General features: G+C 49.0%; 22 protein-coding genes and 2 tRNA genes. 12 read left to right on the top strand and 12 right to left on the bottom strand.

Annotated elements, in window-relative coordinates; genetic code table 11:
- Positions 1-130: 130 nt before the first annotated feature.
- The 10 genes from rimP (at position 131) to QUE61_RS06805 (ending at position 9,865) form a co-directional block, all read left to right on the top strand.
- Positions 131-622 (top strand): ribosome maturation factor RimP, encoded by a 492-nt coding sequence (gene rimP, locus QUE61_RS06850; RefSeq protein WP_286306503.1) that lies wholly within the window; start codon positions 131-133, stop codon positions 620-622.
- Entirely contained in the window at positions 619-2,097 is a 1,479-nt protein-coding gene (nusA, locus tag QUE61_RS06845; protein ID WP_286306502.1) for a transcription termination factor NusA, read from the top strand. The genes rimP and nusA overlap by 4 nt, the downstream gene beginning before the upstream one ends.
- Before the next feature lie 10 nt (positions 2,098-2,107).
- The gene (gene infB / locus QUE61_RS06840; RefSeq protein WP_286306501.1) at positions 2,108-4,804 is read left to right on the top strand and encodes a translation initiation factor IF-2; all 2,697 of its coding nucleotides are present in this window, start codon (positions 2,108-2,110) and stop codon (positions 4,802-4,804) included.
- Between the two features lie 5 nt (positions 4,805-4,809).
- Positions 4,810-5,166, top strand: a complete 357-nt coding sequence (gene rbfA / locus QUE61_RS06835; protein WP_108508795.1) for a 30S ribosome-binding factor RbfA — start codon at positions 4,810-4,812, stop codon at positions 5,164-5,166.
- Positions 5,167-5,171: 5 nt separating this feature from the next.
- Positions 5,172-6,095, top strand: a complete 924-nt coding sequence (truB, locus tag QUE61_RS06830; RefSeq protein WP_286306500.1) for a tRNA pseudouridine(55) synthase TruB — start codon at positions 5,172-5,174, stop codon at positions 6,093-6,095.
- Between the two features lie 23 nt (positions 6,096-6,118).
- Positions 6,119-7,942 carry a translational GTPase TypA gene (gene typA, locus QUE61_RS06825; RefSeq protein ID WP_286306499.1) on the top strand — a complete coding sequence of 608 codons (1,824 nt, stop codon included), beginning with the start codon at positions 6,119-6,121 and terminating at the stop codon, positions 7,940-7,942.
- Positions 7,943-8,006: 64 nt separating this feature from the next.
- Positions 8,007-8,258 carry a type II toxin-antitoxin system Phd/YefM family antitoxin gene (locus tag QUE61_RS06820; RefSeq protein WP_286226450.1) on the top strand — a complete coding sequence of 84 codons (252 nt, stop codon included), beginning with the start codon at positions 8,007-8,009 and terminating at the stop codon, positions 8,256-8,258.
- Positions 8,258-8,674, top strand: a complete 417-nt coding sequence (locus tag QUE61_RS06815; RefSeq protein WP_286306498.1) for a type II toxin-antitoxin system VapC family toxin — start codon at positions 8,258-8,260, stop codon at positions 8,672-8,674. The genes QUE61_RS06820 and QUE61_RS06815 overlap by 1 nt, the downstream gene beginning before the upstream one ends.
- 4 nt (positions 8,675-8,678) lie before the next feature.
- Complete coding sequence (dusA, locus tag QUE61_RS06810) at positions 8,679-9,764, top strand: tRNA dihydrouridine(20/20a) synthase DusA (RefSeq protein WP_286306497.1); 1,086 nt, start codon at positions 8,679-8,681, stop codon at positions 9,762-9,764.
- A gap of 25 nt (positions 9,765-9,789) precedes the next feature.
- Positions 9,790-9,865 (top strand) — tRNA-His (locus tag QUE61_RS06805).
- A 4-nt stretch (positions 9,866-9,869) separates the two neighbouring features.
- Here QUE61_RS06805 and QUE61_RS06800 read toward each other — a convergent pair.
- From QUE61_RS06800 to QUE61_RS06775, 6 genes are all read right to left on the bottom strand, one after another.
- The gene (locus tag QUE61_RS06800) at positions 9,870-10,280 is read right to left on the bottom strand and encodes a hypothetical protein (protein WP_286306496.1); all 411 of its coding nucleotides are present in this window, start codon (positions 10,278-10,280) and stop codon (positions 9,870-9,872) included.
- Positions 10,261-10,665, bottom strand: a complete 405-nt coding sequence (locus QUE61_RS06795; protein WP_286306495.1) for a surface-adhesin E family protein — start codon at positions 10,663-10,665, stop codon at positions 10,261-10,263. Before QUE61_RS06795 ends, QUE61_RS06800 begins: the two co-directional genes overlap by 20 nt.
- Positions 10,666-10,713: 48 nt before the next feature.
- A complete protein-coding gene (locus QUE61_RS06790; RefSeq protein WP_286306494.1) occupies positions 10,714-13,170 on the bottom strand; it encodes a penicillin acylase family protein in 2,457 nt (818 codons plus the stop codon).
- A 74-nt stretch (positions 13,171-13,244) separates the two neighbouring features.
- Positions 13,245-15,173: a TRAP transporter large permease gene (locus QUE61_RS06785; RefSeq protein ID WP_286306493.1), complete on the bottom strand. Its 1,929-nt coding sequence runs from the start codon at positions 15,171-15,173 to the stop codon at positions 13,245-13,247.
- Positions 15,174-15,178: 5 nt separating this feature from the next.
- The gene (locus QUE61_RS06780) at positions 15,179-15,754 is read right to left on the bottom strand and encodes a TRAP transporter small permease subunit (protein ID WP_286306492.1); all 576 of its coding nucleotides are present in this window, start codon (positions 15,752-15,754) and stop codon (positions 15,179-15,181) included.
- A 109-nt stretch (positions 15,755-15,863) separates the two neighbouring features.
- Positions 15,864-17,000, bottom strand: coding sequence for a TRAP transporter substrate-binding protein (locus QUE61_RS06775; protein WP_286306491.1), 1,137 nt, complete (start codon positions 16,998-17,000; stop codon positions 15,864-15,866).
- Positions 17,001-17,234: 234 nt separating this feature from the next.
- Between QUE61_RS06775 and QUE61_RS06770 the strand changes: the two genes are divergently transcribed.
- Positions 17,235-17,324, top strand: a tRNA-Leu gene (locus QUE61_RS06770).
- A 1-nt stretch (position 17,325) separates the two neighbouring features.
- Here the strand turns inward: QUE61_RS06770 and QUE61_RS06765 are convergent.
- The gene (locus QUE61_RS06765; RefSeq protein ID WP_286306490.1) at positions 17,326-18,084 is read right to left on the bottom strand and encodes a formylglycine-generating enzyme family protein; all 759 of its coding nucleotides are present in this window, start codon (positions 18,082-18,084) and stop codon (positions 17,326-17,328) included.
- 88 nt (positions 18,085-18,172) lie between these two features.
- Here QUE61_RS06765 and QUE61_RS06760 point away from each other — a divergent pair, with 88 nt between their 5' ends.
- Positions 18,173-18,769, top strand: a complete 597-nt coding sequence (locus QUE61_RS06760) for a phospholipase D family nuclease (RefSeq protein ID WP_286306489.1) — start codon at positions 18,173-18,175, stop codon at positions 18,767-18,769.
- On the opposite strand, the gene QUE61_RS06755 is transcribed toward QUE61_RS06760, so the two are convergent.
- The 5 genes from QUE61_RS06755 to QUE61_RS06735 are packed head-to-tail and all read right to left on the bottom strand — an operon-like array spanning position 18,766 to position 22,941.
- A complete protein-coding gene (locus QUE61_RS06755) occupies positions 18,766-19,182 on the bottom strand; it encodes an ExbD/TolR family protein (RefSeq protein WP_286306488.1) in 417 nt (138 codons plus the stop codon). The two genes, QUE61_RS06760 and QUE61_RS06755, sit on opposite strands and share 4 nt — an antisense overlap.
- A gap of 2 nt (positions 19,183-19,184) precedes the next feature.
- Positions 19,185-19,877 (bottom strand): MotA/TolQ/ExbB proton channel family protein, encoded by a 693-nt coding sequence (locus tag QUE61_RS06750; RefSeq protein WP_286306487.1) that lies wholly within the window; start codon positions 19,875-19,877, stop codon positions 19,185-19,187.
- A gap of 1 nt (position 19,878) precedes the next feature.
- On the bottom strand, positions 19,879-20,595 hold the full coding sequence (locus tag QUE61_RS06745) for an energy transducer TonB (RefSeq protein ID WP_286306486.1): 717 nt from the start codon (positions 20,593-20,595) through the stop codon (positions 19,879-19,881).
- Between the two features lie 2 nt (positions 20,596-20,597).
- Positions 20,598-21,395, bottom strand: a complete 798-nt coding sequence (gene murI / locus QUE61_RS06740) for a glutamate racemase (RefSeq protein ID WP_286306485.1) — start codon at positions 21,393-21,395, stop codon at positions 20,598-20,600.
- A gap of 22 nt (positions 21,396-21,417) precedes the next feature.
- Complete coding sequence (locus QUE61_RS06735; protein ID WP_286306484.1) at positions 21,418-22,941, bottom strand: fumarate hydratase; 1,524 nt, start codon at positions 22,939-22,941, stop codon at positions 21,418-21,420.
- Between the last annotated feature and the right edge of the window lie 125 nt (positions 22,942-23,066).

Here is a 23,066-nt window from a genome sequence, read left to right as displayed (position 1 = left end):
CGGCTGATGTTGACATCAACGTAAGCTGGCCTGTTCTGGTAATGAGGAATATGGGCTTGTAAGCCCATTTTTTTTTGCCAAATGCGTTGTAAATGCGGTTTTATAACAGCGGTTGATTTGTGGGGAAGATGTGAAGGAACAGCAGATTATTTCTGCCGAGGTGCGCAATTTGGGCTACTCGCTCGTTGATATCGAGCGGGAAGGCCGTGGTTTATTGCGAGTCACGATTGAGAATCCCGACTATGAGCGCATGATTACTGTTGAGGATTGCGAGAAGGTGAGTCATCAGTTGACCTACACCTTCGCGGTTGAGAACGTGCCGTACGAGCGACTCGAGATCTCGTCACCCGGGTTAGATCGGCCAATTAAGACCGGTGATGATTTTATTCGGTTCGCAGGTTTAGAGATTGAGCTGAAGTTGCGAATTGCAGTAGGTAATCGAAAGAATTTTAAAGGAGTGTTGCAAGGCCTAACATCTGGGGCTATCAACACACCGGATGCAAAGTTTAGTTTGTTATTTGAGGCGAGTGATGGATCTCCGGCCGAACTGGAATTTAGTTTGTCTGAAGTAGAAAAAGCTCGTTTGGTCCCTGTTATTGATTTCAAAGGAAGAAAATCATGAGTCGTGAAGTTCTCATGTTGGCAGAAGCCCTGGCCCGTGAAAAAAATGTTGATCGTGAGATCGTGTTTGAAGCGCTTGAGTTGGCGCTTGCCTCGGCAACGAAGAAACGGTATACCGAAGATGTTGATATTCGGGTTTCGATTGATCGCACCAGCGGTGAGTACGAGACCTTCCGACGTTGGTTAGTTGTCCCTGATGAGGCTGGTTTACAAGAGCCCGATAAGGAAATTTTGCAATTTGAGGCCAAAGAGCAAATCTCCGATATTGAGACCGGTGATTACATTGAAGAGCAAATCGAATCCTTAGCCTTTGGCCGGATTGGCGCCCAAGCAGCCAAGCAGGTGATCTTGCAACGTATTCGTGATGCCGAGCGTGAGCAGATTTTGAATGACTATCTGGAGCGCGGTGAAAAAATTATGACCGGCACGGTCAAGCGGGCTGACAAAAATGGCCTGATCGTGGAATCGGGTCGAGTCGAAGCATTGCTGCGTCGGGATCAAATGATCCCCAAGGAGAACTTACGCTCTGGCGATCGTGTGCGCGCCTATATTCTGAAAGTGGATCGTGAGGCACGTGGCCCCCAAATTGAACTTTCGAGAACATGCCCTGATTTCTTGATTAAGTTATTTGAGAACGAAGTGCCTGAGATCGAGCAGCGTTTGCTAGAAATTAAGGGTGCTGCTCGTGATCCCGGTATCCGAGCCAAGATTGCTGTGGTGACCCATGACAAGCGCATTGATCCAATCGGTACCTGCGTTGGCGTGCGCGGTACGCGTGTGACTGCAGTTCGTAATGAAGTCGCGGGTGAGGCTGTTGACATCGTTCTATGGTCTGAAGATCCAGCCCAATTTGTGATTGGTGCATTAGCGCCGGCGCAAGTGTCATCGATCGTGGTGGATGAAGAGCGCCATGCCATGGATGTGGTGGTGGATGAAGAAAACTTAGCGATTGCGATTGGTCGCAGTGGTCAGAACGTTCGTTTAGCCAGTGAGTTAACTGGCTGGCAAATTAATATCATGACCCCAGAAGAGTCTGCCGAGAAGTCTGAAAAAGAATCCGTGGCTGTGCGCCAACTCTTTATGGACAAACTCGATGTGGACCAAGAGGTTGCTGATATTTTGATTGAAGAAGGCTTTAATTCGCTTGAGGAAGTTGCCTACGTGCCGCTTTCTGAGATGCTAGAGATCGACGCATTTGATGAAGATACCGTTAATGAGTTACGGACTCGTGCGCGTGACTCCTTGCTGACCATGGAGCTGGCAAAAGAAGAGCGTCTTGAAGAAGTTTCTCAAGATTTGCGGTCGCTTGACGGCCTCTCCACCGAATACATTGCAACCTTAGCCGAGAATCACGTGCATACGCGCGATGACCTGGCTGGATTGGCTGTAGATGAGCTCGTTGAGATGACGGGTATGGATGAAACAGCAGCCAAAACGCTCATTATGAAGGCGCGCGAACATTGGTTTAATGCATGAGGGGAAGCGCATGGCGACAACAACTGTAAAAGCATTAGCCGAGGAGCTCAAACGCAGTCCCGCTGATTTATTGGAACAACTCAAGGCCGCTGGAATCGATAAGGAATCCGAGGCTGACAAGATCACCGATAAAGATAAGACCGCGTTACTGGCTTACCTTCAAAAAGCACACGGCAGTGCTGAGCCTGGTGTGCGCAAAAAGATCACTCTTACCAAGCGCGAGACCAGCGAAATCCGTCAAGCCGATTCGGCGGGGCGAACCCGCACCGTACAAGTTGAGGTACGTAAAAAGCGTGTTTTAGTCAAACGTGATGATGCTGGTAAGGCAGATGAGCCGATTGAGGCAAAGCCAACTGCAGCAGTTGAGGCCAAGCCTATTCTTTCCGATGAGGAGTTAGAAAAGCGTGCCGCGGAGGCTGCTCGTCAAGCCGAACTCTTGGCGCGACAAGAAGCCGAAATGAAAGCGGCAAGCGAGGCAAAGCAAAAGAAGGTAGAGGCTGAGCAAAAGCCAAGCAAAGTGGAGGCTGAGCAAGAGGCTGCTAGTAAAGAGCAGGCCAAAAAAGAGTTGGCTGAACTGCAATCACGCCGTGCTGCAGCGGAGGCCGAGGTATCTGCGATTCGGGACATGATGAGTACCCCGGCGCGCGTGCTCAAAGCTCCCAGCGAGATCGCGAGTGAAGAGGCTAAAAAAGGCACACTCCATAAGCCAGTTAAAGCAGATGGTGCTGATGATAAGAAAAAGCCAACTAAGGTTGGCGGCAAGCTGATTAAGTCCTCCGAAACTTCCTCTACCTGGCAAGAAGAGGGTGCAAAGCGCAAGGTTGGCCTAAAAACACGCGGTGACCTTACGGGTGGCTTAGGCGGTGGCTGGCGAACAGGCGGCGGTCGTAAGAAACAGCAGCATCAAGAGGATAACCCCGCGAGCAATTTCCAGGTTCCCACGGAGCCGATTGTTCGTGATGTGCATATTCCGGAGACCATTACCGTAGCGGATCTAGCCCACAAAATGTCAGTCAAAGGTGCCGAGGTCATCAAGTTACTCATGGGCATGGGTCAGATGGTGACCATTAACCAGGTACTGGATCAAGATACTGCAATGATCATCGTGGAAGAGATGGGCCATAAAGCCCATGCGGCTAAATTGGATGACCCTGAAATTGATCTTGGTGCGGCGGCAGAAGATGCTCCATTGATGCCAAGACCGCCGGTTGTGACTGTGATGGGCCACGTTGATCATGGCAAAACTTCGCTTTTGGATAAGATCCGAGTTGCCAAAGTGGCAGCCGGTGAAGCGGGTGGTATTACACAGCATATCGGTGCGTATCACGTCGAGACCCCGCGTGGCGTTATCACCTTCTTGGATACCCCAGGTCACGAAGCCTTTACAGCGATGCGTGCACGCGGTGCAAAGGCAACGGACATTGTGATTTTAGTAGTCGCTGCTGATGACGGTGTGATGCCGCAAACGCGTGAAGCGATTCATCATGCGAAAGCCGCCAATGTGCCCTTAGTGGTAGCCATCAATAAGATCGACAAGCCTGAAGCGAACCCCGATCGCGTTAAAACTGAACTGGTGAGTGAAGAGGTGGTGCCCGAAGAGTATGGCGGTGATTCGCCATTTATTGGAGTATCCGCAAAGACTGGCGAAGGCATTGATACCTTGCTGGAAAACGTATTGTTACAAGCTGAGGTGTTGGAGCTCAAGGCCCCTAAAGAAGCGCCTGCTCAGGGTATCGTGATTGAGGCTCGCTTAGATAAGGGCCGCGGTCCGGTCGCTACCGTATTGATTCAATCTGGCACATTAAAGCGTGGCGATATGTTATTGGCTGGTCAGTCCTATGGTCGTATCCGTGCGATGTTGGATGAAAACGGCAAATCAACTAATGAAGCAGGACCATCGATTCCGGTTGAGATTCAAGGTTTATCGGAAGTACCCGATGCCGGAGAATCGTTCCAGGTAGTCGCTGACGAGCGTAAGGCCCGTGAGATTGCACTATTCCGTCAAGGCAAGTTCCGAGACGTCAAGTTGGCCAAGCAACAGGCGGTCAAGTTAGAGAACATGATGGAGACCATGGGCGAGGGTGCCGTCGAAGCTAAGATTTTGCCGATCATTATTAAAGCTGATGTGCAGGGTTCGCAAGAGGCGCTATCACAGTCTCTACAAAAGCTTTCTACCGATGAGGTGAAAGTGCAGATCGTGCATGCCGCCGTTGGGGGCATTACTGAAACCGATGTCAATCTCGCGATTGCCTCGAAGGGGGTGATTATTGGATTTAACGCGAGGGCTGATGCGGTAGCGCGTAAGCTTGCCGAGAGTAATGGTGTGGACATTCGCTATCACAATATTATTTATGACGCGGTCGATGAGGTGAAAGCAGCCTTAAGTGGCATGTTGACACCAGATAAGAAGGAAGAAATTACCGGCTTAGTTGAGATCCGTCAGGTCTTCCTCGTTTCCAAGGTTGGAGCCATTGCAGGTTGTATGGTGCTCGATGGAGTTGTGCGGCGTAACTCACGCGTGCGCTTATTGCGCGATAACGTTGTCGTGTGGACCGGTGAACTCGACTCCTTAAAGCGCTTCAAAGATGATGTGAAAGAAGTGAAAGGTGGATTTGAATGCGGACTTTCCTTGAAAAATAACAATGACATTCAAGAGGGCGACCAACTTGAGATTTTTGAAGTAACTGAAGTAGCCCGAACCCTTTAATCATCATGCATAAAACAAGCCCTCATCGCCATCAACGTCTTGCGGATCAAATTCAGCGTGATCTTGCAGAGTTGATTCCCCGGGAACTGCGTGACCCCTTAAATGGTTTGATTACCATTCAAGCGGTGGAGCTTTCGCCTGATCTCGCGCACGCGAAGGTGTATTTCACGGTTTTGGGGGGCGATCCACAGTATGCGCTGGGATCCTTACAAGAAAAAGCCGGATATTTGCATTCTCTCCTCTTTAAGCGGATGCATACCCATACCGTACCCACTTTGCATTTTGTGTTTGATACCTCGATAGAGCGGGGCGCAGAGATGTCGCGATTAATTGATCAGGCCTTGGGCTCAAAGCCCAATTAATTGTGATGGCGCACCGAATTGATGGGGTGGTTTTGCTAGACAAACCCAATGGCATGAGTTCGCAAGGCGCGGTCACTGCGGTTAAGCGCTATTTTCAGGCAGAAAAGGCTGGTCATACAGGCACCTTAGATCCGATGGCGACTGGTTTATTGCCCGTTTGTTTGGGTGAGGCCACCAAGTATTCGCAAGATCTTTTGGATGCCGATAAGACCTATATTGCAACTTTGCGCTTTGGGATCGAAACCGACACGGGTGATGCTGAGGGGCAAATAGTGACCGAGCGATCGACTGCTGAGGTAGTCGATGATTTGATGGCCAAAACCCTCCTGGAGGCAATCTTGCCGACATTCATGGGTGACATTGAGCAGATTCCACCGATGTATTCCGCATTAAAACGCGATGGCAAACCCCTTTATGAATACGCGCGTTCAGGTATGGAAATTGAGCGTGAGCCCCGAAAAATTACCATTTACTCGATTCGTCTAGTCGCTATTCATTGGCCGCATGTCGAGATCGAAGTCCATTGCAGTAAGGGAACGTATATCCGGGTCTTAGCACAAGATATTGGCAATTCATTAGGCTGCGGTGCACATTTGAGTGCATTGCGACGCACCAAGGTAGGTCACCTCAGTTTGGAGCAAAGCTGTACCCTGGAGACCCTTGAAAATACTGCCAAGGTATTACTTCCAGTCGATGCTTTATTACAAACCTTACCTGAGTTAACAGTGGATGACCAACAGGCCAAACGTCTGGAAATGGGTCAGCGTGTGCCATGCGCACTCAATCGTGCAAGCCAATGGGCTAATTCTTTATTTCGGATTTATCGCAGCCAAGCCTTGCCGCAAAACTTTATTGGAACGGCGGATTGGCGCAGTGGGGTCTTACACCCCCGACGATTTATCGCTCAACGACTTTTGAACCAAAACTAATTGATCTTTTTGTAAAGTAACTCATGACCAAACGCGCACTTCGTAATATTGCTATCATCGCCCACGTTGACCACGGCAAAACCACTCTGGTTGATCAGCTCTTAAGACAATCTGGAACCTTTCGCTCGAATGAAAAGATCTCCGAACGCATTATGGATTCCAATGATCTCGAGAAAGAGCGTGGTATCACCATCTTGGCTAAAAACTGTGCCGTAGAGTACGAGGGTACCCATATCAATATCGTCGATACCCCAGGGCACGCAGACTTTGGTGGTGAGGTTGAACGTGTTCTCTCGATGGTGGATGGCGTATTGCTACTAGTGGATGCCGTTGAGGGCCCGATGCCGCAAACCCGTTTTGTGACCAAGAAAGCGCTGGCCTTGGGTTTAAAACCTATCGTTGTGATCAATAAGGTCGATCGCCCTGGAGCCCGATGTGATTATGTGATTAATGCGACCTTTGAGCTCTTCGATAAATTGGGCGCAACCGAGGAGCAGTTGGACTTCCCAGTCATTTATGCCTCTGGCTTAAATGGCTATGCAGGTACGGATGAGAATGTGCGCTCTGGTGATATGCGCCCACTCTTTAATGCAGTGCTAACGAATGTTCCAGTGCGCGATGATGAAATCGATGCCCCATTGCAGTTGCAGATCTCATCGATTGATTACAGCAACTACGTTGGCAAAATTGGAGTGGGTCGGATTCGGCGCGGCAAAATTAAACCCGGTACGGATGTAGTTTGCGCCAATGGACCGGATGGTACGCCCTTCAAGGGCCGTATTAATCAAGTACTGAAGTTCAAAGGTCTTGAGCGGGAAGTGGTTGATGAAGCCATTGCCGGCGATATTGTCTTAGTAAATGGGATTGAAGATTTAGCGATTGGTACCACGATCTGTGCGCCCGATCAGGTTGATGCCTTACCGATGCTGAAGATCGATGAGCCAACCCTCACCATGAACTTCATGGTGAACACCAGCCCTCTCGCTGGGCGCGAAGGGAAGTTTGTGACCAGTCGGCAAATTCGGGAGCGCTTAGATCGTGAACTCAAATCCAATATGGCATTGCGGGTGCGTGATACCGATGACGATACCGTGTTTGAAGTATCGGGTCGGGGCGAGCTCCACCTCACGATTTTGGTTGAGAACATGCGACGCGAGGGTTATGAGTTAGCTGTGTCACGACCCCGTGTGGTATTTCATGAAGAGGATGGTGTGAAGTTAGAGCCCTACGAGAACCTTACGGTGGATGTGGAGGATACGACGCAGGGTGGGGTGATGGAAGAGTTGGGTAAGCGCAAAGCTGAACTCCTAGACATGGTGAGTGATGGTAAAGGCCGTACTCGTCTTGAGTATCGAGTTCCAGCGCGAGGCTTGATTGGATTTCAGGGGGAGTTTATGACCCTCACCCGTGGTAATGGACTCATGAGCCATAACTTTGATTCCTATGGTCCTATAAAAGAGGGTATCTTGGGTGAGCGCCATAATGGTGTATTGATTAGCCAAGATGATGGTGACGCAGTTGCTTATGCGCTGTGGAAACTGCAAGATCGGGGTCGCATGTTTGTATCGCCTGGCGATCCTCTCTACGAAGGCATGATTATTGGAATTCATAGTCGAGACAATGATTTGGTGGTGAATCCCATCAAGGGAAAGCAACTCACCAACGTGCGTGCCTCAGGAACCGATGAGGCAGTGCGTCTTGTACCGCCCGTTCAACTCACCTTGGAATACGCTGTGGAATTTATTGCCGATGACGAGTTAGTGGAGGTGACCCCCAAGAGCATCCGCTTACGCAAGCGCTTTCTGAAAGAGCATGAGCGCAAGAAAGCCTCGCGCGAGGAAGTGTAAGCTTTTCATTCCCCTCAGGAAAATGTAGTAACATTGCTACATTTAATGGATTGTGGGGAATGAAATGCCCAAGACCTTATCAAGCCGAGAATTTAATCAAGACAGCAGCGGTGCCAAGAAAGCCTGCCAATCAGGCCCGGTATTTATTACGGATCGAGGCAAGCCCTCGCATGTTTTGATGCGCTATGAAGACTACCAACGCGTGATTGGTCAACAAAAAACCATCCTTGATCTTGTGGGTATGCCTGGATTGGCCGAGATTGAGTTCGAGCCTGCGAAAATAAAACGCTTTACGAAGCCAAGCGATCTTTCCTAATGTACCTTCTCGACACCAATGTCATCTCGGAGCTCAGAAAAGCAGGTACTTCCAAGATTAATCCACAGGTTCATGCTTGGGCACTATCGATTGCCCCAACCCGGATGTTTCTCTCGGTGATTAGTATTCTAGAAATCGAACAAGGCATTCTGTCCGTAATGCGCCGAGATAAAAAGCAGGGTCAGTTATTAAAAAAATGGCTGATGCAAATGATTCTCCCGGTATTTGCTGATCGGATTATTCCAATCGATGTTCCAATCGCACTCCGCTACGCTGATCTCCATGTTCCCAATCCATCTTCGGAGCGGGATGCCATGATTGCAGCGACTGCGATTGAGCATCGCCTGACTTTAGTTACGCGCAATACTAGCGATTTTGATCCAACTAAATTGAAGTTGACCAATCCTTGGGACTAATTGCATGAGTCCCAAGCGCTTAGCTGTTGCTCCCATGATGGAGTGGACCGATCGTCATTGCCGGTCATTCCATCGAATGCTAACTAAGCGTGCCGTGCTCTACACAGAGATGGTCACTACGGGGGCGCTTTTATACGGTGACCAGCCACGGCATTTGGATTTTAGTCAGGAAGAGCACCCGGTGGTTTTGCAACTCGGCGGCAGCGATCCGGCTGAGCTCGCTCAGTGTGCAGCACTTGCCCAACAATGGGGCTATGATGAAATCGATCTCAATTGCGGTTGCCCCTCAGAGCGGGTCCAAAAAGGGGCTTTTGGGGCCTGCCTCATGGCTGAACCCGAACTCGTTGCTAAGTGTGTGAGTGCGATGCGTGCTGCTTGTGATCTACCGATTTCGGTGAAACATCGCTTGGGGCTCGATCAAATGGATGCAGCCCAATCGCCGCGCGACTATCAATTTATCTTGGACTTTGTACTGGCAGTCGCGGCTGCAGGAGCAACCCAGGTCACGATTCATGCACGCAATGCGGTCTTGAAAGGTCTATCGCCTAAAGAGAATCGCAGCAAGCCTCCATTACATTATGAGGTTGCCAAGCAAATCCGTCGCGATGCACAAAAGCACTATCCAAATCTAAACGTATTACTTAATGGTGGCTTAGAGTCCAATCACGATATTGCGCAGCATTGGTCTGATTTTGATGGTTTTATGATTGGTCGTGCTGCTTATCATTTTCCGGCCATGCTATTGGGTTGGGATGATCTTATCGAAAGCGATGGCGATGCAGTAGGTTATCTCTTTAGCGAGGCAGACTGGCATCGAGTTCAAATTGGCTTGATTGCATACAGTCAAGCATGGCTGGCTCAGTGCAATACGCATCGCAAAGACTTCTATTTGGGGGCGATTACTCGGCACATCATGGGTCTAGCTCACGGTCGTGCGGGATCGCGCCGTTGGCGTCAACGATTATCCGATCATCACGCCTTGGCAAAGGTTAAAACATCCGATGCCATCGAAACCTTCTTTTTGGAAGCCAGCATGGAGTTGGGTGATTGGGCGCTATTTGAACCCCCATCAATCGGTTTCGGGGCATAGTCGTTATAATGCGTTTGTAGCAATGGTGGACGTAGCTCAGTTGGTAGAGTCCCAGATTGTGATTCTGGTTGTCGCGGGTTCGAATCCCGTCGTTCACCCCATTCGCTACTGGCTTGGCCTTACGTCAATCACTTCAATAATCGTAGTATTACGATCCGCTTCCCCGATAATGAGTTCACTGCGGTCCTGAACGGTTGGGATCACAATTTCTTCACAAATTGGTTTAGAACTAAAGACGTTAAAGAAACTGCAATCCTTTTTGGTTGCGGCAGATGTGGCGTGTTCGAGGGGCGAGCGTCCGGTAGTTACGGTTGATGTAACACTTACCGCGGTCATGGGGCTTGCTGCTGCTGCAGATCCAGCTGCGGTACCAGCACTACTGGCGGCAGCCATCAGAGGTGCTGCGCAGCCTTGTAATCCGGTAAGGCCAATCAAGGTAATAAAAAAACAGAGTAGGTTGAGCAGCCCTTGGTTGCTGATTGATCGCTTGATTGGATTAGTTTGTTCGACACGCAAGGTTATAGACTCCTGCTGGCCAATCACCACTCACGATCGCCTCAAAACTACTATCGGGGGTCTTGATTTCATCAACCACCTTACCTTCACCCCGCTTGCCCGACATAAATTTGACCTCTAAGGGGCGGTATTGAACCTTCCCGCAGTGGTATTCGTTAAGACCAATGATGGAGTTCACAGGTAATTTGGTTTTAGGTTCAACCCCAGGCTTCTTCAGATCGAGCATGGATAGAACCTGTACCTTGTCCCCGGATTTCTTGATACTGGATTTATCAATCAAAATCGTGATGAACTCATTACTTCCCAGCTCATCCCAGGCGGCTAACGCAAAATTGGAGGAAAGAGTAAAGATCGCAACGCTGAGAAGTTGAAGAATGATTTTCATAATGATCCTGTTTAATTTCTAAGCATTGTAATGGGTCAATACCGCAACTCAAAACGACTTAGCTTTTAAGACCAATTCACGTCGGACTTGTTTGGGCTTCATTGCTAATGGGATTGCTTGATTATTTGCCCATGCAGTGCTTAGATTGCGATAGCGTTGACTTTGAACCCAACCGGACTGACCCGTCGGAAACATGAATGCCGATTGCTCTGGATCATTTAGGTCATAGACTGCTCGAAGACTGGGTGCATGATTGGCCTGAAAAGGCGCTTTGGGATTATTGAGTACAGGGCGCCCAACGTTGACCGTAAAGGCATCCCCTGGAAATGGAACGCTGACATTAAAGAGTCCCGATAGAAAGGGAATGTTTTTGAATGGGCGATGCTCGGAAACGGCGTGATGCGCAATTCCCCAACGCCAATCATTGGTTGATTTTCCATAACGGTGACTTAAATCAGATAAGGCTCGTTGCAGGGCAAGATTGGCGGCATCCTGGCAATTTTCACGCTCTACAGTCGTGTGCACATCGCACCAAGGACTATCGGGATTACTAATTTGATTGATGACCGCCCCCCGAAAATGGCGTCGGCCATATTCTTCGGTGAAGGACTCACCTAGACGGGAGAATAGAATCCGTGTTAATTGATCAACCCAGGCATTAAAGACCAAAGCCGCTACCGAATCCGTACTCATGCTTCCATTAAAACTATCCATAGCTGCCTGAATGTTAGGCTGCAGAGCATGACCTGAGCGCGCATTCTTAAATAAAGGTAAGAGCGGTTGAGCTCCCAAGGAAAGTACATCGCCCTGCATGGCCTGCATAGAAGTACGATCATGTTGGTCTTTTGCCCTAATCATGGCTGCGATGCGATCGTATCGAAAGGGAAGATCCCAATCGCCAGTCAGCGGATTGGAATTTGTCGTAGAAACAATTTCTTGATTGGCGCTTGCCAGCCACTCTGAGGCTGGATTCGAATAGCTGGGTAGTTGTTCAAATGGTAGGTAGGCTGTCCAATCAAATTGGCGCTCCCACCCTAGCGCCGGTGCAGCCCCATACAGGCCTTGGTGCAATTGCCGGCGTGGTGCTATTCCAGCAACTTGCAAGGCAATATTGCCTTGAGTATCTGCCATGGCAACGGTTTGCATGGGGGCATAGTGATGACGTAAGGCAGCCTTCAACGAGTCAATTGAATCGGCACGATTCATGAGAATGCCACCCATCAACGTTTGGTTCTCGATATCTAACGCAGTCCAGCGTAGGGCTAGGGCATAGCGCTTCGTATCAATCACTTTTTTAGCTCGGGCATGACTGTCCGAGATGATGGGGCCGTGGCGACTTTGCTTCACCACAAACCGTAGGGGCGGTTTATCTTTAATCTGAATAATCTCCTCGCGCGCCAAAAAGGAGAGCGGACCGTCGGGGCCAATGTACTGATTGGGATTGGTAGGATCAATCTTTTCTAGATAAAGATCTTGCACGTCTGGGCCCGTATTGGTAAATCCCCAGGCAATTTTGTCAGTTCTGCCCAAAACAATCGCTGGGATACCTGGCAGGGTAGCCCCGATTACATTTAAGCCTGGAGCTTCGAGGTGTGCAAAGTACCACGTGGAAGGTGCGCTTAGACCCAAATGGGGATCGTTGGCGAGTAAGGGTTTGCCTGAAATTGTTTTTTTACCCGTAAGCACCCAATTGTTAGAGCCCAAGCCTTCTTGCTGGTCACTTAGCCATCCCACCGTATCCGCATGCTTTAGTAAGTAAGGCTCGCTATTACGCGATGTTTGAGCCATGGATTGAGTGGGCCTAAAAACCTGATGTTCGCGATATAGCTTGGCAAAATCGATGTTGGTGACTGGATTAGTTCCGGGATAGGGTGGCATCACCTGCCAAATCTCAGTCGTGCTGAGATATTGCGAGAGCTCTAAGCGAAATAATTCTTTTTGCCAGTTATCACCCAAATCTAACGCCATCATTAAAGACCAGGCAACGCTATCTGAGGGAGACCAATGGCTGGGTTTGGAGCCAGTCAAAAAATACTCGATTGGTAAGGCCCAGCCTAGTGATTGATTGCCAGCATTGACACCATCGGCATAAGCTTGAACCAATTGCTTGATTTCTGCTGGATAGCGCTCAAACTGTTTCTCAGCTGCTTGTTTAATGCCTAGGGTACGTATAAAGCGATCGAGCGAGACGGTGCGCTCGCCTAAAATTTCAGAAAGACGCCCTGAAGCCAAGCGCCGGCTGATCTCTAGTTGCCAGGAGCGTTCGGTCGCATGTACAAATCCCAGAGCATAAAATGCATCGCGTTGAGATTTTGCTTTGATGTGTGGCACATCACTCTCATCGAACTGAATTTGTACCGTATGACCAAGGCTGCCGCTAAGAACGGTTCCGGAGAAATTCGACTTCGCGCTTACCCAGTAGCCGACCAAAACTAAAGTAATCAATGCGATCAAAACTACAAACGCAAATATAAAGAAGCGTGAAAAGCGCGACAGTTTCATCATCGATCTAGAGGATTTCATTAGAACTCAAGACATCATAAAAAACCCCGCCGAAGCGGGGTTGAAATCGCAGATCATTATTTATATAGAACCCCGGGCAGCCATAAACCAATCTGCGGGAATACATATAGCAAGACAATGGCAATGACCTGAATGCCCATGAATGGCAGCATCCCCATGAAAATCTGATTTAAGGTCACGTGCGGAGGTGCAACGCCTTTGAGGTAGAACGCCGACATTGCAACTGGAGGTGAGAGGAAGGCAGTTTGTAAGTTCAAAGCAACCAATAAACCAAAGAACAATGGATTGATACCAAAGTTATCAAGCAATGGTACAAAGATTGGCATGAAGATCACGATGATCTCGGTCCACTCCAGTGGCCAACCCAATAAGAAAATGATGACCTGAGACAGAATCAAAAACTCAATGGAACTTAGGCCGAGGGATAAAACCCATTTCTCAACTAAATCTTGGCCACCCAATAGGGCAAAGGCTGCAGAGAAAATCGATGAACCTACAAAGAGCCAGCAGACCATCGCACCCGTCTTCGCTGTAAGGAAGACAGATTCTTTAACCACCGTAATGTTCAGTTGCTTATAGGCTGCGGCCAAAATAAAACCACCAATCGCACCAACAGCCGCTGCCTCCGTAGGAGTTGCCAATCCAAAAACAATTGAGCCCAATACGAATAGAATCAGCACGGCGAGCGGGAAAAACGATCCCAACAGCATCCTGAAGATCTCAAGACGAACCCAGGTGAGGAGGGCGTAGTAGATCAACAGAATCGCCCCAAGAATGCCAGTCAGGATCCAGAACCACAATGGCGCATCGACCGGCTTAGGCGGTTCTGCAGCTTTAGTAGGCTCGGCGGCTGTCGTTGCTTGAGCTGCCGCAGGTTTTTCTTCTTCAGCACCCGGTGGCAGGGAAAGACCGGTTCCAGAGGATTCTTTTTCAGCACCAGGCGGTTCATTTAGGCCTGTAGAGCTAGATTCACTCGAATAATCTGAACCACTTCCCGCAAATCCCATGGGCATGATATCCATCTCGATCACCTCAGCGGGTTTGGTCGCGATTTGATACATAGACCCCGTAAAACCAATAAACACGATTAAGGGTAAAAGGGCAATGATGAGGGATTTGGCAATCTCTTTACTGCTGACATTGAGATTACGCTTGCCTTTTAGGGCCATTAAAAGCGCCGGAATAACTTTTTGGCTTAATTTTTCTCCGAGCTCGGTATAGCTCATTGGTAATAGAACTTTGCGTTCAGCCTCTGAAAGCGGTGGCATCAGATTAGGCTTCAGCTTGGCTAGGATCATGACATAGCCGATATACAAGCAAGCGAGCATAATCCCTGGAAAAAAAGCACCCGCGTAAAGCTGTACAACCGATACTCCGGCAGTTGCTCCGTAAACAATCAAGAGCACGGATGGAGGGATTAAAATACCTAAACAGCCACCTGCGGTAATGCATCCAGCAGAGACCCGGGTGTCATACCCAGCCTTTAACATCGGTGGCAAGGCAAGAAGACCCATCAGGGTCACTACTGCACCCACAATACCGGTTGCTGTAGCAAATACAGCACACGTAAAAATGGTTGCCACAGCAAGTGAGCCTGGAAGACGGACGAGTGCTAGATGAAGTGACCTAAATAGTTTTTCAATAAGATTGGCGCGCTCGACCAAATAACCCATGAAAACAAATAGCGGAATCGAAATGAGTACATCATTGGTCATTACCCCATAGGCTCGTTGGACCATGAGCATCAAGGTATTTTGAAGCGCTAAATCGGGGTTCTGAAAGCTGTAAGCGATGAAGGTAAAAATCATGCCCATACCCATGAGGGTAAAAGCGGTTGGAAAGCCCAACATAATGGCAACTACCACTAAAGAGAGCATTAATAGGCCAATGTGACCGCTTTCAATGTTTCCCCATGGCATGAAAATTAGAGTAGCCATGACCACCAAGGCCATGATGGAGAAACCAAATAATAGTTCTTTACGCATGTTGATTATTCCTTATCTTTGCCAACCATGGCTTTGAGTGCATCAACATCGACTTCCTCAACGTCTTGCTCTCGGGAGGGCCATTCACCCTCGCGGATGCATACCACGCAGCGCAAAATTTCAACGACGCCTTGGAGCAAAAGAAATACTCCCGCAATCGGAATAATTGTTTTGAATGGGTAAATAGGAGGGCCATCCGCAGTGATGGACGAGTGCTCCAAAATTCTCCAGGAGTCAGCGGCAAAAATGTAGCCCGCGTAAGCTAACGCAATGATGCCTGGAATAAAAAACACCACATACAAAATTAAATCAAAAATTGCTTGGGTGCGAGGCTTCAGGAAGCCGTACAGAATATCGCCGCGTACATGTCCATTTTTAGCAAGGGTATACGCTCCAGCCATCATAAACATCGTGCCATAAAGCATCATTTGGGCATCAAAGGCCCATGGATGCGGATCGTTAAGTACATAACGTGAGAAGACTTCAAAACCGATTAGTCCGGTTAAGCCAATAACCAACCAGGAAAAGAAATGACCGACAAATGTGGATACTTTATCGACGGTTAGGAATAAGTTTTGCATAACGATATCCTTGAAACTAATATAAGAAATGGGATGGTTAGTGCCTAACCATCCCATTGATTACTACAACCGGTATTCTATCAAGAAAACCGGTTTTACCTAGCCTGTATTAGGCTTTTTTGGCTGGCTGACCAAAATAGTGGTCATAAGCCATACGGCGCTGTACGTTGGTATCTAAGTCCCACTTCACTGCGCGTTTGGCGAAATTACGCTGTGAGTCAACAATTTTCTTGAAAATTGGGTTCTCTGCGGATTTCTTGGCAACCACATCATCGAACACTTTGAGCTGGGCACGCAATACCGAGTCAGGGGTCTTGAAGAACTTAACACCTTGCTTGGTTTGCATGTCTTCATAAGCAGAAGAGTAGCGATCCACAGCCTTCCAGGACATATCAGCAGAAGAAGCTTCTACTGCATAGTCAAGGATGTTGCGCAGCTTTGCGGGCATTGCGTTGTACTTGGTGCCGTTAAAGAGGATCTCAAACTGCTCGGCATTTTGGTGGTAGCTTTGTAACATGCAAACCTTCGATACGTCTGGGAAGCCCAATTGACGATCGGAGGAGGCATTGTTGAACTCAGCTGCATCCAAAAGGCCGCGATCCATGGCAGGAACGATCTCGCCGCCAGGAAGTGCGTTGACTGATACGCCCATGGCAGTGAACATATCAATCGAGATACCAACGGTACGGTACTTGAGGCCTTTCATGTCCTCAATTTTGGTGACAGGCTTTTTGAACCAGCCGAGAGGCTGAGTAGGCATTGGGCCGTATACATAGGATTTGACGTTGGCGCCAACGGTTTTGTAGAGCTCATCAAGCAACTCTTTACCGCCGCCGTATTTGTGCCAGGATAGGAGCATGTTTGCGTCCATACCGAAGGATGGACCTGATCCCCAGAGTGCGAGGGCTGAGTTTTTACCGTAGTGATAAACCACCACGCCATGGCCACCATCTAAGGTACCCTTCGAGACAGCATCTAATAAACCAAAAGCAGGTACTACTGCACCAGCGGGTAGAACTTCAATCTTGAGTTCGCCACCGGTCATATCATTTACTTTTTTCGCGAAGTCGAGTGCGTACTCGTGGAAGATATCCTTCGCTGGCCATGTGGACTGGAAGCGCAAACTTTGTGGCGCTGCCTGACCTTTGGAAATCATTGGGAAGCTAAGAGCAGCTGCTCCAGCGCTACCGACTGCTGCACCTTTCAGAAATTTACGACGTGGTGCTTGTTTTTTGGTTTCGGACATTCATATCTCCTAGTTAATATCAATTTAATACTGCGTGTAAAGCAGAAGGAAATTGTAGGATTATTGGACGGAATGAGATATGGGGTAAACCCTTTGTTTGCATGGCTTCATGGTTATTTAAAAAGGGTGTTCGGTAAGATTGTCTTACCCTCTCGTGATACGATTTCACATAGTTCCCATTGTTGCAACGCATCACCATGCGTAAAGTTTTTATTACAATGATGGATTACGTTTGCCCGAGTGGTGAAATCGGTAGACACAGCAGATTTAAAATCTGCCGCTCATAAAAAGGGCGTGCCGGTTCGATTCCGGCCTCGGGCACCAATTATGGATTTCGTACGCAGCGAAATCCGATGTAGACCACTACAGTGTTTTCAGGCTTGGTGGCCACATTACCCTCCATTTGTTGCTCAGGACCATACCACCAAGAAGCCCCGCGGGTAATGCGCTCACTGTTAACTTTGGTTGACGTCCATTCCCATACATTGCCGCCCATATCCGAGATGCCATTGACGCCTGGCTGAGTGGTCCCAGCCGCCACATGACCATCGCCACGGAGCAAACTTCCCGCCGGAGCCAGGCCTTTGTAGTTCCCACAGGCTGAACTTAGACAATGGGAACCTTTGGGGGTACTACCGTTTGGGTAGGGGTAGCGTTGCCCCCGCTGAAAACCGGCCGGCGGGGATTTGCGTTGCTCTACGAATGCCGCCTCAACCCATTCTTTATCGGTGGGCAAGCGTTTGCCAAAGAATTCGCAGATCGATTGAGCCTCAAAGGCATTCAGGTGAACTGCTGGTTCATTATCTCCAGCTGCTACACCATAAGGCGTACGCCAAGTCCACCCAGGTTTTTTCACAAAGCCTAATTCATACGAAGTGCCACCACCAGCTTTCTCTGCTGCACTTTGAAAACCAGTCGCAGCGGCATAACGTTTGACCTCGCCAATCGTCATCTCATGCTGATCCCAAAGAATGCCGTGCACCTCAAGACTCGGGATGGTTGATTTCACAGGCTGAGCGTGCACATGAAAACCAAAAGTCAGGAATGAAAATATGCAAATTTTGCTAATTGTGAGAATATTCATATAAGTTTGTTCATCTCAATTGTGATAACAAGCATTTTTGCTGAATTCCAAATCTTTTGCATCACGGAATTTTTGAGCAACCAAGCCCATGAAAAAATACACCCTCATTCTTCTTAGTGCGCTGTTCTTGGTCCAAACGGTTTGGGCCAATCCAGAGCCGACTAAAAATACCCGAGAGACTGCAAAAGCGGATGCACCAATCACTGCAGAGGTATTGGCAGTCTTTTTTACTCCTCCGACGGGAGCGGCGCGTGGATTAATTCGGTATTTGGATGGCGCTAAGAAAAGTATTCAGGTGATGACCTATAGCTTTACCTATTTGGAGATTGCAGAGGCGCTTGCTAGGGCAGCTAAACGCGGCGTGGAGGTGCAGGTGATTCAGGATGGGCCAACGGCTGCAAATAACTTTGATGTGATCCCGGTATTGCTTAAAGGGGGTGTATCAGTGCGCGGTAATAAGGCCCATCGTATTTTTCACCATAAGGTGATGATCATTGATGGCGAGATTGTGGTGACTGGAAGTTATAACTTCACCAATAGTGCCGAGAAAAGCAATGCGGAGAATATGATTATTTTGCGCTCAACACCATTAGCGCAGCAGTATTACAAAAACTTCATTTCGCATTGGGAGCGCAGTTATCCAATTACTACACCGCCTGAGCGTAAGGCAGCCAAACCTAATTAATCAGGCTCAGTTACAAACCCTAATTTTGTTAAGCCCGCGCGCCGTGATGCGGCAAGCACCTGAGCAACTGCATCGTAGCGCACCGATTTATCAGCCCGTAAGTTAATCTCGGGTTGGGGATCTTTCTTAGCAGCTTTATCCGCATACGCGGTAAAGGTTGCCAAGTCGATCGGTGTGCTATTCCAAAAGATTTGACCTTTGCCATCAATGGTCAACTGAACCGACTCAGGCTTTACTTCATTACGTACGCTATTGGCTTTAGGTAGTTCGACCTTCACCGCTTGCTGGACGACGGGCAGGGTGATCATAAAAATGATGAGCAGAACTAACATGACATCCACCATGGGCGTCATGTTGATCTCGGCCATCAGGCCATCTTCTTGCTGATCGTTTGAGGGATTGCTAAAGGACATGATTAATCTTTCTGGGCAACGCGTGCGCCAGTGACAAAGTAAGCTAAGAGATCATTAGCAAAGCGATTGAGGTCAGCCACAACTAAACGATTCGAGCGATTAATGGTGTTGTAGCCAAGCACTGCTGGAATGGCAACGGCGAGACCAAAGGCGGTCATGATGAGCGCCTCTCCAATGGGACCGGCGACTTGATCGATTTGCGCACTGCCTGAGCTGCTAATCGCAATCAGGGCGTGATAGATCCCCCAGACCGTACCGAACAAACCGATAAATGGTGCGGTCGCACCGGTGGAAGCTAAAAACGTTAACCCTTTTTGCAATTGAGCGGTCGAGGAGTCGACCCCATTTTTTAAACTACGTGCCATCCATTCGGAGTAATTGAGGGTTTGAAAGAGTTCACGATGACTAGCACTTTGGTTCTGATGGTGAGCTGAGGCTTCATTACCAGTCTTTGCAACTATGAAGAAGGGGTTGATTGCCTGATTGCTAAGACTATTGAGTCCTTCATCAAACGAGCGAGCTCGCCAGAAGGAATCCAATTCACCTTTGAGACGTTTGATATTACGTAAACCCCATAGGCGACTGATCAAAATGACCCAGGTCACAATCGACATCAACAAAAGTAAAAGGGCAACAAAGTGAGTGACAAAGTCCCCTTGGGTCCAAAGATGGTGAAGGCCAAATGCATTGTTCATATTAGGGGCTCTTTAGGTTGAATTTAATTAATAGATTGGTTGAGATTTTAGTGGGACTGCCATTAATGGTGTAGGGCTTAAATCGATACCGCTTACCAATTTCCATTGCAGCCCGATCAAGCCTGGGGTAGGAGCTGGACTGTAATAAGCGCGCCTCTTCCACTTCGCCGGACTCGCTAATGATGAGCCTGACCACTACTTCGCCTTGCTCGCCTGCCCGCTTTGAGAATGAGGGGTAATACGGATCGGCATCGGGCTGGTAGACCACCACTAATTTACCAATATCCGTTTGGATGGGGGTGCCGCTCACTCCACCGCCACCCGTAGGCGGGGCCACGGTCGCATTCTGTGGACTCTCGCTAGGTTTGGACGTTGCTGTTTCTGCTGGAGCAGGTGCTTTTTGTGCGGGTGTGGGGCTTGGTGCGGGAGCAACGGATTTCTCTGGTTTTTTAGGTTCCGGCTTGGGGGTGGGTTTGGGTGCCTCAGCCGCCATCTTAGGGGCAGGGGGTGCGGCCTTCTTGGCTGGCGCCTGTGGGGTCTCTGGCGCCACCAGATTTGCCATGACCCGCTCGTCATTTTGATAATCCGGCGGCTTTGGGCTTAAACCAAATTGAAAGGGAACGACCAATGATACGTGCACCAGAATGACCAGTACGATGATGATGCGTTCATCCCGTGAGAAAGGAAGACGCCAATGTGCGGAACTTGCAGAGGCCATGCTCAAATCATCAATGATCGTTTGTCGACGCTACGGAATGACAAAGGAGTTCGCAATAAACGCTCTGCCATGGCCTGTAATGTATCCCCATTTGCAGTACTCAGCAACTTTAATGATGTAACCCCTGCTTCTTCAGCTAGGCCGTGTTGCTCAAGCTGCCGACCCAACTGACGAACCACGGCATCGCTTGTGTCTACGATGGTGACCGATGCACCCATGAGTTCCTTAATCTGATTTTTTAGAAAAGGGTAATGCGTACAACCCAGAACCAAGGTGTCTGCTTGTGCCTCAATGATTCCATTTAAGTGTGTTTGTAATAGAGTACGTATGGCGGGAGATTCAATTTGTCCATCCTCGATGAGCGGCACTAAGCCAGCGCCCGCTTGCTTAATAAAGCGACAGTGACTGGGTAATGTGGCTAAGAGCGCATTGAACTTATCGCTATTGAGGGTTGCCTCCGTAGCAAGCACACCTACAACGCCATTTTGGGATTGCATCGCTGCTGGTTTAATACCGGGCTCGACACCAATGATGGGTATTTGAAGCTCAGAGCGGATTTGGGCAATCGCTTCTGCGGTTGCGGTATTGCATGCCACCACAATGGCATCGCAACCTTGATCAACCAGGTAGCGACACAACTGCAAACTACGCTTGGCAATCCAAGTGGCGGATTTTTCTCCGTAGGGTGCGTTGGCAGAATCGGCCAAGTAAATGTAATGATGTCGTGGGAGTTGCTTGAGTGCCTCATCCAAAATGGATAGACCACCAACCCCAGAATCAAATACGCCGATCGTTGCCAACGTTGCTTACCAGCTTAATCTACTAAGCGACGCTAACTGGAATCTTGCCAATTTTCATTTGCCACTCTTTAGGACCCGTTTCATGCATGGAGATCCCTTGAGAGTCAACCGCTACAGTCACTGGCATATCGACCACATCGAATTCGTAAATCGCTTCCATGCCTAAATCTTGGAATGCAACGACTTTGGCATGGGCAATTGCTTTGGATACTAGATAGGCTGCACCACCGACTGCCATAAGATACGCGGAGCGATGCTTCTTGATCGACTCGATCGCCACCGGGCCGCGTTCAGCTTTACCAATCATGGCGATTAAGCCGGTTTGTCCTAGCATCGTCTCGGTAAATTTATCCATTCGAGTGGCGGTCGTTGGACCTGCTGGGCCGACCGCTTCACCACGCACGGGGTCAACGGGCCCAACATAATAGATCACGCGATTCTTAAAACTCACCGGTAATGACTCGCCTTTGGCCAGCATGTCAGAAATGCGTTTGTGAGCGGCATCACGACCGGTGAGGATCTTGCCATTGAGTAATAAAGTTTGACCCGGTTTCCAGCTAGCCACTTCCTCGGGAGTCAACGCATTGACATCAATACGTTTGGATTGTTTGGTGTCTGGTTGCCATGCGACGGCAGGCCAATCGTTAAGCGACGGAATATCAAAATGAGCCGGGCCGCTACCATCAAGGTGAAAGTGCAGGTGTCGTGTGGCCGCACAGTTCGGAATCATTGCCACTGGTAAAGAGGCGGCGTGTGTGGGGTAGTCCATGATCTTCACATCAAGAACGGTCGCTAGACCGCCAAGACCTTGAGCGCCGATCCCTAATTGGTTGACCTTTTCATAAATCTCAAGGCGTAACTCGTCGATACGATTCTTGGGACCACGTGCAATCAGCTCTTGAATATCAACAGGCGCCATGAGCGACTCCTTGGCAAGAAGAGCCGCTTTCTCCGGCGTGCCACCGATTCCGATTCCAAGAATGCCGGGAGGGCACCAGCCAGCACCCATGGTTGGAACGGTTTTCATGACCCAATCCACAATGGAGTCCGATGGATTAAGCATCACCATCTTTGCTTTATTCTCTGAGCCACCGCCCTTAGCTGCACAAATCACTTCGAGATCATCGCCTGGCACAATTTCATAGTGAATGACCGCAGGCGTGTTGTCACCCGTGTTCTTGCGCTTACCAGCCGGGTCAGTTAACACTGAGCCACGCAGAGGATTGTCGGGGTTCATGTAGGCACGCCGCACACCCTCATTGACCATGTCAGCAACACTCATGGTGGCGCCACTCCAATTGATGTTCATGCCTACCTTCAGAAAGACCACTGCAATCCCGGTGTCCTGACAAATTGGTCGCTTACCCTCGGCACACATTTTGCTATTGGTCAAAATTTGAGCAATCGCATCTTTTGCTGCCGGGCCTTGTTCAAGCTCGTAGGCACGCCCCATGGCTTGAATGAAATCCCGAGGATGGTAGTAGGAAATAAACTGAAAAGCGTCCGCAATGCTTTGAATCAGGTCTTCTTGGCGTATCGTAGGCATAGAAATATTTCAATAAGTGGAATGAAATACGCATTTTAAGGGTTTGCCATAGGGCAAATCAGGACTTAATTCACTTATCGTCATATGAAACGATAGACCAATTGTTTGTTCTGTTGTCACTATAA

It is taken from the genome of Polynucleobacter sp. HIN5, from assembly GCF_030297555.1.
Taxonomy (GTDB): domain Bacteria; phylum Pseudomonadota; class Gammaproteobacteria; order Burkholderiales; family Burkholderiaceae; genus Polynucleobacter.
Note: the sequence above shows the minus strand (reverse complement) of the source record. Positions and strands in the feature narration are given on the sequence as shown.

What these genes read in the sequence shown, in the direction of transcription:
- infB (WP_286306501.1), top strand. Translation starts at nt 2,108, where the DNA reads ATGGCGACAACAACTGTAAAAGCATTAGCCGAGGAGCTCAAACGCAGT.
- truB (WP_286306500.1), top strand. Translation starts at nt 5,172, where the DNA reads ATGGCGCACCGAATTGATGGGGTGGTTTTGCTAGACAAACCCAATGGC.
- nusA (WP_286306502.1), top strand. Translation starts at nt 619, where the DNA reads ATGAGTCGTGAAGTTCTCATGTTGGCAGAAGCCCTGGCCCGTGAAAAA.
- typA (WP_286306499.1), top strand. Translation starts at nt 6,119, where the DNA reads ATGACCAAACGCGCACTTCGTAATATTGCTATCATCGCCCACGTTGAC.
- QUE61_RS06760 (WP_286306489.1), top strand. Translation starts at nt 18,173, where the DNA reads ATGAAAAAATACACCCTCATTCTTCTTAGTGCGCTGTTCTTGGTCCAA.
- QUE61_RS06745 (WP_286306486.1), bottom strand. Translation starts at nt 20,595, where the DNA reads ATGGCCTCTGCAAGTTCCGCACATTGGCGTCTTCCTTTCTCACGGGAT.
- QUE61_RS06735 (WP_286306484.1), bottom strand. Translation starts at nt 22,941, where the DNA reads ATGCCTACGATACGCCAAGAAGACCTGATTCAAAGCATTGCGGACGCT.
- QUE61_RS06785 (WP_286306493.1), bottom strand. Translation starts at nt 15,173, where the DNA reads ATGCGTAAAGAACTATTATTTGGTTTCTCCATCATGGCCTTGGTGGTC.
- QUE61_RS06790 (WP_286306494.1), bottom strand. Translation starts at nt 13,170, where the DNA reads ATGATGAAACTGTCGCGCTTTTCACGCTTCTTTATATTTGCGTTTGTA.
- QUE61_RS06820 (WP_286226450.1), top strand. Translation starts at nt 8,007, where the DNA reads ATGCCCAAGACCTTATCAAGCCGAGAATTTAATCAAGACAGCAGCGGT.
- dusA (WP_286306497.1), top strand. Translation starts at nt 8,679, where the DNA reads ATGAGTCCCAAGCGCTTAGCTGTTGCTCCCATGATGGAGTGGACCGAT.
- QUE61_RS06765 (WP_286306490.1), bottom strand. Translation starts at nt 18,084, where the DNA reads ATGAATATTCTCACAATTAGCAAAATTTGCATATTTTCATTCCTGACT.
- QUE61_RS06780 (WP_286306492.1), bottom strand. Translation starts at nt 15,754, where the DNA reads ATGCAAAACTTATTCCTAACCGTCGATAAAGTATCCACATTTGTCGGT.
- QUE61_RS06750 (WP_286306487.1), bottom strand. Translation starts at nt 19,877, where the DNA reads ATGAACAATGCATTTGGCCTTCACCATCTTTGGACCCAAGGGGACTTT.
- QUE61_RS06815 (WP_286306498.1), top strand. Translation starts at nt 8,258, where the DNA reads ATGTACCTTCTCGACACCAATGTCATCTCGGAGCTCAGAAAAGCAGGT.
- QUE61_RS06775 (WP_286306491.1), bottom strand. Translation starts at nt 17,000, where the DNA reads ATGTCCGAAACCAAAAAACAAGCACCACGTCGTAAATTTCTGAAAGGT.
- QUE61_RS06795 (WP_286306495.1), bottom strand. Translation starts at nt 10,665, where the DNA reads ATGAAAATCATTCTTCAACTTCTCAGCGTTGCGATCTTTACTCTTTCC.
- rbfA (WP_108508795.1), top strand. Translation starts at nt 4,810, where the DNA reads ATGCATAAAACAAGCCCTCATCGCCATCAACGTCTTGCGGATCAAATT.
- QUE61_RS06755 (WP_286306488.1), bottom strand. Translation starts at nt 19,182, where the DNA reads ATGTCCTTTAGCAATCCCTCAAACGATCAGCAAGAAGATGGCCTGATG.